The sequence below is a fragment of the Dyadobacter sp. BHUBP1 genome (assembly GCF_050587785.1).
Lineage (GTDB): Bacteria > Bacteroidota > Bacteroidia > Cytophagales > Spirosomataceae > Dyadobacter.
Genome location: NZ_JBOBIH010000005.1, coordinates 392,317 through 406,347 on the forward strand (window position 1 = coordinate 392,317; position 14,031 = coordinate 406,347).

Genomic DNA, 14,031 nt, shown 5'->3' on the forward strand with positions numbered 1-14,031 from the left:
TCGGAACCGCAAGGACGTCACCACGGTACTGACCGGCCGGAGGCCTGCGAATAGTGGGTTCAAATCAGGAGATTTGCACCAGCGAAGCGGGAACTTCGCACGATCATGCCGAAAGTACCGTCTCGTCCTTGCGTTCGCCGATTTGCTGGCGCCACATCGCGTAATAGAGGCCTTTTTCTTCCAGCAAGGCGTGGTGGCTGCCGGTTTCCACAATACGGCCTTTTTCCAGCACGTAAATGCGGTCGGCGTACATGATGGTTGAAAGGCGGTGCGCGATCATGACGGTGATATGCTGGCGCTGGTCGGTGATGTCGCGAATGGTATTCGATATTTCTTCTTCCGTAAGTGAGTCGAGCGCTGATGTGGCTTCGTCGAAAATGATCAGGTGCGGGTTACGCAGGAGCGCGCGGGCGATCGAGAGACGCTGGCGTTCGCCGCCTGACAATTTCAGACCACCTTCGCCGATCACCGTGTCGATGCCATTCTCCGCACGGGCGAGGAGGTTATAGCAAGCGGCTTTCATGAGTACATCGTTGATCATCTCGTCAGTCGCTTCGGGATTTACGAAAAGCAGGTTTTCTTTGATCGTTCCCGAGAAAAGCTGGGTATCCTGTGTCACAAAGCCTATTTTGTGCCTGATTTCGTCAAAATCAATTTCTTTTCCGTTCACACCATTATAAAGGACATGACCTTCAATGGGCTGATACAGGCCTACGAGCAGTTTGACCAAAGTAGTTTTGCCCGAACCGGAGGGCCCGACGAACGCGATGGTTTCTCCTCGTTTTACACCGAACGAAATATCTTCCAAAGCGGGGCGCTTGGCCGACTGGTGCTGGAACTTCACGTGATCGAACTGCAAGTCTTTAATATCGGTAATCGTCTCCGGGTTAGCGGGTTTGTGCTCAACCGGACGGGCCAGCAATGTCTGCAAATTGTTCAACGACGCCTCGGCTTCGCGGTAGGAGAGTATTACATTGCCCAATTCCTGTAAAGGACCGAAAATGAAGAAGGAGTAGAACTGCATCATCATCATCTGTCCCACGGTAATCTTATCCCGGAACACGAAAAACAGGAGCGCGAACATCACGCATTGTTGTAGAAAGTTGACGAACGTTCCCTGGATGAAACTTACCGAACGGATACTTTTAACCTTTTTCAGTTCCAGTTTCAGGATTTTATAAGTAGTTGTATTTAATCGTCCGATTTCCTGCTGGGTCAATCCGAGGCTTTTGACCAGTTCGATATTGCGAAGAGACTCGGTCGTGGAACCGGCCAATGCAGTCGTTTCTTTGACGATATTCTTCTGGATCGTTTTGATCTTCCGGCTTAATACGCTCGTAAGAAATGCGAGGATCACGGAGCCGATGAGGTAGATCAGCGGAAGCCAGGGGCTGAGCCTGAATGCGACGACCACTACGAAAACAATGCCTACCGACGTGAAAAAGAGTACATTAACGAAGTTTAGAATAAACTTCTCGCAGTCGGCGCGGACCTTCAAAAGCACCGAAAGCGTTTCGCCGGAGCGCTGGTCCTCAAAATCCTGAAAAGGGAGCCTCAATGCATGCCGGAGCCCGTCCGTATAGAGCGCAGCGCCAAATTTCTGGATGACGACATTTACCAGGTAATCCTGAAATGCCTTGGCAATGCGTGATACCATCGCTACGCCGATGATCATCAGCAAGCCCATCAGGACGCCTCTGAAGAACTCGTTATCAAGGCCTTTGTTACGGAACTCGACTGCTTTGTTGGCGTAAGGGTCGATCAGGAAGTTACCCAGGATGTAAGGGTTGAGCAGCGAGAATATCTGGTTGATGGCGGCCATGACGAGGGCCAGGAATATAAGGGCCTTGTACCTGCTCAGGTATTGGATCAATAATTTCATACAGTGCTGAGGTGATTCGGTGGTGTTACCAATTACTGTAAACCCAAACGCAGCGATTTTAATTCTCAGAGCATGCGCAAAATGTGCGGAAATAAAAAAGACATCCGAGAGGGATGTCTTTCACAATGTAGCGGGGAGCAGGATCGAACTGCCGACCTTAGGGTTATGAATCCTACGCTCTAACCATCTGAGCTACCCCGCCGTCGTAATTGTGGTGCAAAAGTATGTTAAAGAATATTACGATGCAACCCATTTGCCCATTTTTAACGTAAATTTCGCATATTTTTGAAGCAACAAATTTAAATTTGCACACTTTTATTGTCGATTTATGTTATATTACAACTTTTAAATCAGCACATAAGGCGATCGCTAACGAGGCGGCTCCTTTAATTTCAGCACATATGGAAAAATATAAATTTGTTACAGAATTTGAATTGCGCTCCTCCCCAAAAGTTCTCTTTCCATATATTTCCACGCCCTCGGGCCTCCAACAATGGTTTGCCGAGAAGGTTACTGTGCTGCCCGACCACCGTTTCGATTTTCAGTGGGACGGCGAAAGTCACGTCGCCAGGCAGACGGGGCTAAGGATTAATAAAGCAGTGCGTTTCGATTTTGAGGATACGAGTGAAGACAATCTGGACAACAACCATCTGGAACTAAAATTAGAAGTAAGCGAGTTAACCCAGACAACCTTTTTGCGGATCATCGACTACTCGTCGAACAAGGATAAAGACGAGTTGACTTCGTTGTGGGAGGGATTTATTGATAATTTAAGAGAAATAGTAGGTAGTTGATGAAAAAGCTGGACAAGCTTGTTTTAACGTCCTTTTGGGGACCTTTTGTAATTACAATGTCGGTCGTGGTGTTCGTCTTCCTGATGCGGATCATGATCTTTTATATAGATGACTTCGTGTCCAAGGACCTGAATGTCACGGACTATGCGCAGCTATTCTTCTTTTTCAGCCTTATTACAGTACCTACTGCATTGCCGTTGGCCATGCTGCTTTCCTCTCTGATGGCATTCGGGAACCTGGGTGAGTTTTTCGAGCTCACGGCCATCAAAAGTGCGGGTATCTCCGTTGTGCGGGCCATGTTGCCGATGTTTATCGTGGCCGTTGGTATCAGCATCTTCTCCTTCTTTTTCAACGACCGTGTTTCACCCTGGGCTAACCTGAAAGGGTACAGTCTGCTGTACGATATCAAGACAACCAAGGCCACATTAAAGATCAAAGAGGGGATTTTTTACAATGATTTGCCGGGTTATAGTATTAAGGTCGACGAAAAGCATGAAAACGGCAAGATGATCGGCATGGTGATTTACAAACACAATAGCCGGTCGTATGAACTGGGGAATACGGAGATTATCCTGGCCGATTCGGGAAGGATGTATGCCATTAATGAAAACCGTTACCTGGTGATTGAATTGTACAACGGTACACGGTATACCGACGAATACGGGTCCGGCAGTTCGAGGCCTGTGTATATTTCCACCCCTGCGGGAACGCAAACACCTTATTCCAATTTCAACCGCCAGTCGTTCCGGCATTACCGTCTTACGGAAAGCCTTGCGTCGTTTGGTATGAAGCGTACGGACGAGGGGCAGTTCAAGTACCATGAATTTATGAAGAATATCAGCGATCTGACAGCAACCGCGGATTCGCTGCGTACCTCTTACCAGGAGACCAAGAAGAACCTTGTTGCGGGCAGCCAGCAATACTATTCGTACAACTACCGGGAGGGTACCGATAAAACGATCAAGCCAGGTAAGTGGATCGACTCGCTGTTGGCGAAACCGGTTTCCGACAGTTTGAAGAAAGACATCCTGATGAATACCAAGACGGCATCGAACAGCATGCTGAGCTATATCAAGTCGCAGCAGGATTACCTGCAAGCGAAATTGAAGGATGCGAGCAAGTATGAGCTGGAAAGGCACCACAAATATACCCAGGCGCTTTCCTGCCTGATTATGTTCCTGATCGGTGCGCCGTTGGGGGCCATTATCAAAAAAGGCGGGTTCGGGGTGCCGGTACTGGTTTCGATCCTTTTCTTTATCCTATTATATGTACTTACGAATCAGGGCGATAAATGGGTGAAAGAGGGGCTGGTAGCCGTGCCGATCGGCGCGTGGATGGCGAATACCATCCTGTTTTTAACGGGTATTTACTTTATCGACCGAGCACGAAGCGACTCACGGCTATTCGATAAAGACGTTTATCAGATGTTCTTCAAAAGAATTAAGTCGAAATGGACAAGTAGATTTGGCAAAAGGGAGCTTATCACTGATATTTAATTTAAATTATTTTAAAAACCGGTTTAAAAGGTTTACTTTTGCAACCTTATTTGCGGCAAGGTGCCGTAATTACTACATATTACTTTAATCTGTTGTTACAATCATGTATTTAACCGCGGAAAAGAAGAGCGAGATCTTCGAATCGAAAGGTTTTAAAAAGGAGAGCGCCGACACGGGCTCTGCTGAATCACAAATTGCTTTATTTACGTACCGTATCAATTATCTGAACGAGCACCTCAAAACGCACAAGAAAGATAATGATACACGTCTGGGCCTCCTCAAAATGGTAGGAAAGCGCAGAAGATTGTTGGATTATCTTTACAAAAAAGACATCAATCGCTACCGTGCGATCATCGCCGAATTGAACATACGTAAGTAATTTTAAAATCAGGGAACTTGACATATGTGAAAGTTCCCTGATTTTTTGCGGAAAAAACAAGAACTTACCGGAACGTCAGGATGGCGTTTCACAGCTACAAAAATCAAATATTCTATGCTCTTTAATATAGTTACCAAGACTATAACCTTACCGGACGGCAGGGAAATCACAATTGAAACAGGAAAATTAGCGAAGCAAGCCGACGGATCGGTGGTGGTCAGAATGGGTAACACCATGTTGTTGGCTACGGTTGTTGCTAACAAGGATATTAAGGAAGGCCTCGACTTCCTGCCGTTGTCTGTTGACTATCAGGAGAAGTTCGCATCTGCGGGACGTATTCCGGGAAGTTTCCAGCGCCGCGAGGGCAAACTGTCCGATCACGAAGTATTGATCAGCCGCCTTGTGGACCGCGTTCTGCGCCCGCTTTTCCCTGAGGATTATCACGCGGAAGTACAGGTAAACATCCTTTTAATCTCTGCCGACGCAGAAGCAATGCCCGACGCATTGGCGGCATTGGCGGCATCCGCTGCATTGGCGGCATCGGATATTCCTTTCGGTGGGCCTGTTTCCGAAGTTCGCGTTGCGAAAATCAATGGAGAATATGTGATCAACCCGGGCAACACTGCATTGCAGGATGCAACCCTCGACCTGATGGTAGGCGCGACGTATAATGACATCGCGATGGTGGAAGGTGAAATGAGCGAAGTTTCCGAAGAGGAAGTGATCGAAGCACTGAAAGTCGCACACGCAGCCATTAAAGACCAGTGTGTTGCTTTGAAAGAATTCGAAGCGGCAGTTGGCAAAACTGAGAAAAGAGAATACGTGGGAGATCCTGCGGACGAGTTGCTCGAAGCACGCATTCGCGCATTCGCTTATCCCAAAATATATGCTGTTGCACAGCAGGGTTCTACCAATAAAACTGTTAGAAAAGAGGGTTTCAAAGCAGTTTGGGAAGAATTCAAAACCACTATCACCGAAGAAGAGGCTGCAGAATTCAACGAAGGCCTTGCGAAACGTTATTTCAATGACCTCGTTTGGGAAGCTTCGCGCCGCCTTGTACTGGACGAGAGAATCCGTCTCGATGGCCGTAAGCTTGATCAGGTAAGACCTATCGCCTCGGAAGTGGACTATTTGCCGAATGCGCACGGTTCTGCATTGTTCACACGTGGTGAGACACAATCTTTGACCACCGTGACGCTTGGTACCAAGCAGGACGAGCAGATTGTTGACACCCCATTGAAGTACGGTTACAGCAAATTCCTTTTGCATTACAACTTCCCGGGTTTCTCAACCGGCGAAGTGAAGCCTAACCGTGGTCCTGGCCGTCGTGAAGTTGGTCACGGGAACCTCGCGTTGCGTGCGTTGAAAAAAGTGCTTCCTCCTGAGGCTGACAACCCATATACTATCCGTATCGTTTCCGATATTCTCGAATCAAACGGTTCGTCTTCTATGGCGACAGTTTGTGCGGGATCACTTGCATTGATGGACTCAGGTCTGAAAATCAAAGCGCCGGTATCGGGTATCGCCATGGGCCTCATCTCCGACGAAGCGACCGGTAAATACGCGGTGCTTTCCGATATCCTCGGTGACGAAGATCACCTGGGCGATATGGACTTCAAAGTAACCGGAACCGCGGAAGGTATCACTGCCTGCCAAATGGACATGAAGGTAAATGGCCTTTCATTTGAAGTGTTGACAGAGGCGCTGATGCAAGCCAAAGCGGGCCGTCTGCACATCCTCGGTGAAATGAACAAAACCATCACCGAAAGCCGTCCTGACCTGAAACCTCACACACCGCGTGCGATCGTGATCAAAATTGATCGTGAGATGATCGGTGCGGTGATTGGACCAGGTGGAAAAGTGGTTCAGGACATTCAAAAAGAGTCCGGCGCAACGATCTCTATCGAAGAGAAGGATGGCGCAGGCTTTGTAAGTATATTCTCTGCCGATAAGTCTTCCATGGATAAGGCAGTTGCACGGGTTAAAGGCATCATTCTGGTCCCTGAAATCGGTGAAATCTATACCGGTAAAGTTAAGTCGATCATGCCTTTCGGAGCGTTCGTAGAATTCCTCCCTGGCAAAGACGGTTTGTTGCACATTTCCGAGATCAAGTGGGAGCGCCTCGAAAAAATGGACGGCGTTCTGGAAGTAGGAGAAGAGGTGCAGGTGAAGCTCGTCGAAATCGATAAGAAAACCGGCAAATACCGCCTTTCACGCAAAGTATTGTTACCAAAGCCTGAGAACAAAAAAGATTAATTGAGTGTTCTAACAGGTAGGAACGGTAAAAACGTCGTTATATAACATACTTAATAAAGACATAGATGAGACAGCTAAAGATCAGTAAGCAAATTACCAACCGTGAAAGTCAATCATTAGATAAATATTTGCAGGAGATCGGTAAGGTGGATTTGCTAACGCCGGATGAGGAGGTGACGTTAGCTCAGAAAATCAGGGACGGGGATCAGTTGGCTTTGGAACGTTTGACCAAAGCGAACCTTCGTTTCGTGGTGTCCGTTGCAAAGCAATATCAAAATCAAGGCTTATCGTTGGGTGACCTGATCAACGAGGGTAACCTCGGTCTGATCAAGGCAGCACAGCGTTTTGACGAAACAAGAGGTTTTAAATTCATTTCTTACGCGGTTTGGTGGATTCGTCAATCGATTCTGCAAGCGTTGGCGGAGCAATCACGTATCGTACGTTTACCCCTCAACCGTGTAGGGTCACTGAATAAAATTTCAAAAACCTTCTCTGAGCTGGAACAGCGTTTTGAACGCGAGCCGTCGCCTGAGGAGTTGGCGGAAGTACTGGAAATTTCTTCTTCCGAAGTAGTGGATACCATGAAGATCTCCGGTCGCCACGTGTCCATGGACGCACCATTCGTACAAGGCGAAGAAAACAGCCTTTTGGACGTTCTGGAGAACGACCTGGAAGACAAACCGGATTCTGGCCTTGTAAACGAATCGCTCCGCAAAGAGGTACAACGCGCATTATGCACGCTTACCCAACGTGAAGCGGACGTAATCGCCCTGTATTTCGGCCTGAATGGCGAGCACGCGATGACTTTGGAAGAGATCGGGGAGAAGTTCAACCTCACCCGTGAGCGCGTGCGTCAGATCAAGGAAAAAGCGATCCGCAGATTGCGCCACGTTTCCAGAAGCAAAGCTTTGAAAACCTATTTGGGTTAATGCATATTGAGATGCAAACCTTCTAATTACTTAAATAGCCTCTTTCGGGAGGCTATTTTCATTTGTGATATGGCTATTTTACAACCTTTGATCGACATGGCCGAGATCTGCTACCGGCAAGGTATCCGGCACGCCGTAATTTCTCCCGGCTCGCGTAGCGCCGCACTTACGCTCGCATTCGCCCGTCATGGGGGCTTCCAGGCGCACGTGTGTATAGACGAGCGCTCGGCGGGCTTCATCGCACTCGGAATGGCACAACAAATCGATGCTCCGGTGGTTTTAATATGTACCTCGGGCAGCGCGGCCTATAACTTTGCTCCGGCCGTTTCTGAGGCATTTTTTCAGCAAATTCCGTTGCTAATACTCACCGCCGACCGACCGAAAGAATGGCAGCATCAATACGACGGCCAGACGATCTATCAAACAGGCATTTTCGGCCAGCATGTGAAGCGCTCCTTCGAAGTTTCGCCCGATTACCAGCATTCCGACGTTCAATGGGCGATCAACCGCATTACCAACGAAGCCATTAATCTGGCTTCCGTTGCACCAAACGGCCCCGTGCATATTAATGTGCCAATCCGCGAGCCGTTTTATCCGTCTGAAGGTGAGGGTTTCAACGCTTCTCGTGAGATTAGGGTTATCAAAAGACAGAAGAATGACATTGTATGGCCTCAAACATTCTGGGAAGAACTGCTGGATGAATGGGAAAGTGCCCCCAAAATCCTGATTGCAGGCGGTCAGAACAAGCCGGATGCTGCATTAAATGCAGTACTGAACCGTATTGCCGAAGAATGGCAAATCCCTGTACTAGGCGACTGCATTGCTAACCTTTCAGGAAAGGAGATCATCCGTCACCATGATCTGTTTCTGGGTAAAAAGAATGCCGAAAACCTCCGACCCGATCTGCTGATCACGTTCGGAATGTCGTTCCTTTCGAAGGAGTTCAAGCAGTTTATCCGCAAAAACCCGCCGAAATATCACTGGAATATTAGTGAAGATGCTTTCCTGGCCGATCCGTTTCAGTCGGTAACCCGGGATATTTCGGGAAAAGCAGTTTCATTGCTTGGAAATCTGTTTGAAAAGCTTGATTATCAGTCTTTTGTTGAGAATTCTGACTTGGCTCATGATACCGCATTTCACGCCCTTTGGCTCGAAAACGAGCGAAATGCTTGTCAAAAGAAGCATGAGGTCCTGCGAAATTTATCAATGTTCAGTGACTTAACTTTGTTAGATTTAATATTTAAGTTTATAAAAAGCAATTTTCAGTTACATATTGCCAATAGCATGTCTGTGCGATACGCCAATGTATTGGCCACTGAAAATGGATGGTCGGGTGTGTTTGCGAACCGAGGAACGAGCGGAATCGATGGCTGCGTAAGCACGGCCATCGGAGCGGCAAGAGTGAATGGTCAGCCGACTTTACTGATCGTAGGTGACGTGGCTTTCCTCTACGACCGCAACGGTCTGCTGCTCGATAACCTTCCGAAGAACCTGAAAATCGTTGTACTGAACAATGCCGGTGGGAATATCTTCCGGATGATCGACGGCCCGGGAAGTTTGCCGGAGCTGGAAACTTTTTTTGAAACGAGACATTCATTTTCCGCGCAACGCACCTGCGAGGATTCGGGAATTGCATATTTCCGCGTTTCCGAAGCAGAAGGTGCGGAGAATGTCATTCAGGAATTTCTGAATTTCGACGGGATCGCACTCCTGGAAGGGTTTACCGATCCCGTCGAAAATACAAGGGCCTGGAAAGCGCTTAAACGCGCGGCACATTAAGCGGACTAGCGGCAGTATTTAGCTGCCTCGGCTGTGGCCAGGGAGTCTTTCAGCACGACTCCCTGCTTCCATATCCTGCAAGCCTCTGCGGTATTTTTTTGGGCGAAATAAGCCTGTCCGGCCAACCCGTAGAGCATTTCCACAGGTTCGGCAATTTCGATGGCCTTATTGAAGGCATTCAGCGCCTCAGCGGCATTTCCTTTCTGTTGATAATAAATCCCAAGGTTACGCAGCGCATAACCGTTTTTCGGCAGCTTTTCCAGCGATTTTTCGATGAGTCCCCGGGCTTCCTCCGGTTTGCCGGTTTGCAGCAAAGCATAGGCCTTATTGTTGAGTGAATAAGGCTCGGCAGGGTCTCGGCCCAGCACCTGATCGAAATAGCCGATCGCTTGGGGCCATTGTTTGTTTCTGGAGGCAATGAGCCCGAGGTTGTTCAACGCTTGTGGCTGCGCGGGGTCCAGGGCCACGGCAGTTTCGAAGTCCAGTCGGGCCTCGTGATAGGAACCCATCCGGTAATACACGGCGCCGCGGTTTACATATGCTTCTACGTTAGTCTTACTCAATTGCAGCGCCCGGTCGTACTCAGGGATGGCAAGCGATGAGCTGCCCTGTGCGTCGAGCAGGTTGCCCTTTATGAGATGGAAGCGGGTAGAGTCCCTGTATTCCTTTTCGATCTGTTCAAGATCGGCTTTGGCGTCGTTCAACCGGCCCAGATCGAGCGATGCTTCGGCCCGGACGAGATTTGCCTGTACCAATGAAGGATCGAGACGGATGGCTTCTGTCAAAACCTCATGCGCTTCATTCGTCCGCCCCAATTTCAATAAAGTTATCCCCTTGTTGAGATAGGCGTCTGAAAAATCTGCATTTTTGGCAATCGCTTCGTCGTATAGTCTCAGCGCTTCGGCATAGTTCTTTTGATTTAATGCCTGGTTGCCTTTCAGAAAGAAATCGGCAGCATCTTTTTTGCGCTGGCTTGTACAGTTAAATAGTATTAGTACTAAAAATAGTAGCTGAATTAAAGTATTGAATTTGAATAACATATAATTAGTAATAGTAAGAACACCAGTTATGAGGTACATCAAGGACATCCCTAACCCTCGCTTCAAAATCGGTCTTTACCAATGGAACAGCAAGTACATTATCAAAATTGAATCGGGAATGTACGAGCAAACTTACAAAATCGATGATTATGAAGTTGCGTCGACCGACGAGCTTGAGGCCTGTATGGACGAAGCGTTCACGCAGGCAATCGCCGACCGTTTCGATGCCATGCACGCCGATTTCAATGGTACGCTGATACGCCACAATGTGCTTTTTTAGGCCAGACAGCGTATTTCCGACGCGCGCACGTATACGGTTTTAAGACGCTTTTCGTTAGATAGCAAACTATTTTAAGCGGTAAGTGAGGACCAAAATATTCTTTTGTCAGGATATGGCAGACCACAACAACTTAATTCAAAACTCCACCAACTCAGTATCTATGGTTTTTAAACGCAGCGCCTCCACCATCGGCATGTTTGTATGTGTAGGCGCGTCTTCCGTAGTAGCCCAGAATACGCTTAGTATTACGGAGCCGGAAGCACACTTTCGCAACGGCCTCGAATATTACGCGAAGTCCAATTACGTGGCGGCAAGGCAGGAATTCGGCGAGTTCCTGAACTCGCAGGATAAGTTGCTCAGTACAAGCGATTACAATAAGGTTACGGCCGAGTATTATGTAGCCGTAACGGGCCTTTATCTGAACTATCCCGAGGCCGAAGTGCAGGTTGACAGGTTTGTCAAAAACCATGCAGAACACCCCAAAGCACAACTTATTTACAGCGATTTGGGTAAATATTACTACGAAGCCGGCAACTACGAAAAGGCTATTACGTACCTCGAAAAGGCCGTAGATCTGCCGGGGGCAGGAGCGGGGAGGCTGGAAAGCACCTATCGGCTGGCGATGTCGTACTATAACACCAAGCAGCCTGATCTGGCGCTTCCATTATTCAATCAGGTAAAAAATGAGATCGGTTTCGAGAATGCGGGAGACGCTTCTTTCTATGCCGGGGTAATCAATTATCAGAAGAACAACTTCGAGGAAGCTTACCAGGATTTCAAGCGGATCGAAGAGCATCCTTATTATAAGAACGAAGCCCCTAACTGGATCATTTCTTCACTCTACCAGCTTAAAAAGTTTGACGAGCTCCTCGCGTACGGCGAACGCGTCCTCGGCGCGCAGCGAGGTAATACCAAGCTGGACGATGTGGCATTGTATGTAGCTGAAGTCTATTACGAAAAAGGAGATTATGCTAATGCGGTGAAAGCTTACGAGCGCTACAAGCGCATGAGGCCCGGTGCGGTGCCGCCAACGGTTGCCCTGCATTATGGCCACGCACAGTTCCGCAGCAACAACTTCGAGGGTGCCATTGCCACCTTAAAGCCAGTTGGAAATGGCAAGGATTCTGTTTCGCAATACGCTTCTTATATATTGGGAATCAGCAATTTAAAGACGACTAATTTAAGTAACGCTTTAACATCATTCGGTAATGCAGCTTCTTTAGACTTCAACCAGGTGGTGAAGGAAGAGGCAACTTATAACCATGCCAAAGTGCAGCTAGAACTCGGCAATAACCAGGATGCGGTAAAAGAGCTGAATAACTACATGGCTAAATACCCGGAAAGCAAGCATACCGAGGAAGCGACCGAATTAGTGGCCGAAGGATATGCCAGCGCGAGCAACAGTTCGGCGGCTATAAAGTACATTGAGGGCCTGAAATCGCGTAATGCTAAAATTAATAGTACCTATCAGAGGCTTACTTACAACCAGGGCGTAACCGATTTCAATGCGCAGCGTTACGATCAGGCGATCGAGATGTTCGAGAAGTCGCTGAAATACCCGATCGATGTGGAGCTTTATAATTCGGCATCATTTTATAAAGCGGAATCAGTCTATGGTTTGAAGCGCGTAGATGAAGCTGCTGCGTTGTATAACCAGATCGCCAAGAACCCGAAAGCAGGCATTTATGCCAAGAAGAGCCTGTACGCTTTGGGATACATTTATTATAATCAGAAAAAGTACAGCCAGGCGTTGCCCTATTTCCGCGATTTCACGAATAACATCGAAGGAATGGAGGCGGATATGATCGAGGACGCGCATGCAAGGCTGGCTGACTGTTACCTCGCGGCTAAGAACTATAACGAAGCCATCCGCACTTATGAGCAGGTAGCAGCGAAAGGCAAAGTCGATAAGGATTACGCATTGTTCCAGAAGGCTCGCGCGTATGTGTACATGAACCGCGAGGCGGAAGCAAAACGTCAGTTCGAATTGCTGATCAGTCAGTACCCGCAGTCGAAGCACCTGGATAATGCCTATTTCCAGCTCGCCGATATCGATTTTCAGAACCAGAGCTACTCAGCGGCGGTCAAGGGCTTCACCCGGATGATCAATGAAAAGCCGAAAAGCACCCTGATCCCGGCTGCATTGCTGCGTCGCGCCCAGTCGTATTATAACTTGCAGGTATACGAACAAGCCATCGTGGATTTCCGCAAGATCCTGACAGAATATTCTGATTCACCGTCTGCCGAAAGCGCGTTGGAAGGTATCCAGGAAAGCTATTCGGCGGTAGGACGTCCGGAAGAGTTCAACCAGGTGCTGGGTGTAGTACGCAAGAACAACCCGGGCAACGAGAAACTGGAAGGCGTGGAGTTCGATAACGTGCGTAACCTGTATTATGCCGAGAAGTACGATAATGCGATTACCGCATTACAGGCTTTCCTGCAAAGTTATCCGGCCAGCAAGCACCAATATGATGCTACTTATTTCATCGCCTCATCCTACGACAAGACTAACCGCGTGAATGAAGCACTTCAATATTACAGTAAAGTAGTTCAACAAAACCGTTCGCAGTTCGTCGGCGCAGCGGCGCAGCGTTCGGCCGAGCTGGAAATCGGCCGTGGGAACTTTAATAATGCGGTAACCAACTTCCGTGTGCTTTCGCGCAATGCGGAAAACAAGAAGGACCAGGCTACCGCCTGGACGGGCCTGATGGATACTTATTTCACATTGAAAAGCTACGATTCGACGCTGTATTACGCGAAAGAGATCATCAACATGGGGAATGTCATTCCGGCCAGCCTTGGCAAGGCGCAGCTTTATCTCGGCAAAGTTCCGTACGAGAAAGGCGATTTGAAGAAAGCCGGTGAAGAGTTCAAGAAAATTTCGGCTTCCTCCAAGGATGAGTTCGGTGCGGAAGCAGCTTACTGGTCGGCCATGGTTCTTTATAAAGAGAAGAAATACAAGGAAGCGGAAACAGCCATTATCGAAATGGGGAAAAATTTCGAGGGATACGACTTCTGGCGCGCACGCTCGTTCATTCTGCTTGCGGATGTGTACGTGGGCATGAACGAGAAAGTTCAGGCGAAGGCGACGCTCAACTCCATTATCGAGAATTCCGATGATAAAGAGGCGGTTGAAATGGCCAAGGAGAAGTTGAACAAAATTGAAAAGTAACCCGTGAACACGGTTTCATTAAAC

10 protein-coding genes and 1 tRNA gene are annotated in these 14,031 nt (G+C 48.1%); 8 read left to right on the forward strand and 3 right to left on the reverse strand.

Annotation, left to right across the window (positions count from 1 at the left end; all coding sequences use genetic code 11):
- Nucleotides 1-103 precede the first annotated feature (103 nt).
- Both ACQ4MZ_RS21660 and ACQ4MZ_RS21665 read right to left on the reverse strand, forming a co-directional pair.
- Nucleotides 104-1,882, reverse strand: coding sequence for an ABC transporter ATP-binding protein (locus ACQ4MZ_RS21660; protein WP_430848396.1), 1,779 nt, complete (start codon nt 1,880-1,882; stop codon nt 104-106).
- Between the two features lie 128 nt (nt 1,883-2,010).
- Nucleotides 2,011-2,084: transfer RNA gene (locus ACQ4MZ_RS21665), tRNA-Met, on the reverse strand.
- A gap of 199 nt (nt 2,085-2,283) precedes the next feature.
- On the opposite strand from ACQ4MZ_RS21665, the gene ACQ4MZ_RS21670 reads away from it, so the two are divergent.
- The 6 genes from ACQ4MZ_RS21670 to menD all read left to right on the forward strand — a co-directional run bounded on the left by ACQ4MZ_RS21670 (nt 2,284) and on the right by menD (nt 9,515).
- A complete protein-coding gene (locus ACQ4MZ_RS21670) occupies nt 2,284-2,676 on the forward strand; it encodes an START-like domain-containing protein (RefSeq protein WP_430848398.1) in 393 nt (130 codons plus the stop codon).
- Nucleotides 2,676-4,172, forward strand: a complete 1,497-nt coding sequence (locus ACQ4MZ_RS21675; protein WP_430848400.1) for an LptF/LptG family permease — start codon at nt 2,676-2,678, stop codon at nt 4,170-4,172. The genes ACQ4MZ_RS21670 and ACQ4MZ_RS21675 overlap by 1 nt, the downstream gene beginning before the upstream one ends.
- 103 nt (nt 4,173-4,275) lie before the next feature.
- Complete coding sequence (gene rpsO / locus ACQ4MZ_RS21680; RefSeq protein ID WP_295928642.1) at nt 4,276-4,551, forward strand: 30S ribosomal protein S15; 276 nt, start codon at nt 4,276-4,278, stop codon at nt 4,549-4,551.
- A gap of 114 nt (nt 4,552-4,665) precedes the next feature.
- Nucleotides 4,666-6,807, forward strand: coding sequence for a polyribonucleotide nucleotidyltransferase (gene pnp / locus ACQ4MZ_RS21685; protein ID WP_430848403.1), 2,142 nt, complete (start codon nt 4,666-4,668; stop codon nt 6,805-6,807).
- 65 nt (nt 6,808-6,872) lie between these two features.
- A complete protein-coding gene (locus ACQ4MZ_RS21690) occupies nt 6,873-7,736 on the forward strand; it encodes a sigma-70 family RNA polymerase sigma factor (protein ID WP_015810559.1) in 864 nt (287 codons plus the stop codon).
- 69 nt (nt 7,737-7,805) lie between these two features.
- Nucleotides 7,806-9,515 (forward strand): 2-succinyl-5-enolpyruvyl-6-hydroxy-3-cyclohexene-1-carboxylic-acid synthase, encoded by a 1,710-nt coding sequence (gene menD / locus ACQ4MZ_RS21695; RefSeq protein ID WP_430848405.1) that lies wholly within the window; start codon nt 7,806-7,808, stop codon nt 9,513-9,515.
- 5 nt (nt 9,516-9,520) lie between these two features.
- Here menD and ACQ4MZ_RS21700 read toward each other — a convergent pair whose 3' ends face one another.
- Nucleotides 9,521-10,555: a tetratricopeptide repeat protein gene (locus ACQ4MZ_RS21700; protein ID WP_430848407.1), complete on the reverse strand. Its 1,035-nt coding sequence runs from the start codon at nt 10,553-10,555 to the stop codon at nt 9,521-9,523.
- A 28-nt stretch (nt 10,556-10,583) separates the two neighbouring features.
- Here ACQ4MZ_RS21700 and ACQ4MZ_RS21705 point away from each other — a divergent pair, with 28 nt between their 5' ends.
- Nucleotides 10,584-10,835, forward strand: a complete 252-nt coding sequence (locus ACQ4MZ_RS21705; RefSeq protein WP_430848409.1) for a hypothetical protein — start codon at nt 10,584-10,586, stop codon at nt 10,833-10,835.
- Between the two features lie 160 nt (nt 10,836-10,995).
- Nucleotides 10,996-14,007 (forward strand): tetratricopeptide repeat protein, encoded by a 3,012-nt coding sequence (locus ACQ4MZ_RS21710; protein ID WP_430848411.1) that lies wholly within the window; start codon nt 10,996-10,998, stop codon nt 14,005-14,007.
- Nucleotides 14,008-14,031 lie beyond the last annotated feature (24 nt).

Bases quoted from the DNA above. Each gene is read 5' to 3' on its own strand.
- ACQ4MZ_RS21660 (WP_430848396.1), bottom strand. From the start codon at position 1,882: ATGAAATTATTGATCCAATACCTGAGCAGGTACAAGGCCCTTATATTC.
- ACQ4MZ_RS21670 (WP_430848398.1), top strand. From the start codon at position 2,284: ATGGAAAAATATAAATTTGTTACAGAATTTGAATTGCGCTCCTCCCCA.
- ACQ4MZ_RS21675 (WP_430848400.1), top strand. From the start codon at position 2,676: ATGAAAAAGCTGGACAAGCTTGTTTTAACGTCCTTTTGGGGACCTTTT.
- rpsO (WP_295928642.1), top strand. From the start codon at position 4,276: ATGTATTTAACCGCGGAAAAGAAGAGCGAGATCTTCGAATCGAAAGGT.
- pnp (WP_430848403.1), top strand. From the start codon at position 4,666: ATGCTCTTTAATATAGTTACCAAGACTATAACCTTACCGGACGGCAGG.
- ACQ4MZ_RS21690 (WP_015810559.1), top strand. From the start codon at position 6,873: ATGAGACAGCTAAAGATCAGTAAGCAAATTACCAACCGTGAAAGTCAA.
- menD (WP_430848405.1), top strand. From the start codon at position 7,806: ATGGCTATTTTACAACCTTTGATCGACATGGCCGAGATCTGCTACCGG.
- ACQ4MZ_RS21700 (WP_430848407.1), bottom strand. From the start codon at position 10,555: ATGTTATTCAAATTCAATACTTTAATTCAGCTACTATTTTTAGTACTA.
- ACQ4MZ_RS21705 (WP_430848409.1), top strand. From the start codon at position 10,584: ATGAGGTACATCAAGGACATCCCTAACCCTCGCTTCAAAATCGGTCTT.
- ACQ4MZ_RS21710 (WP_430848411.1), top strand. From the start codon at position 10,996: ATGGTTTTTAAACGCAGCGCCTCCACCATCGGCATGTTTGTATGTGTA.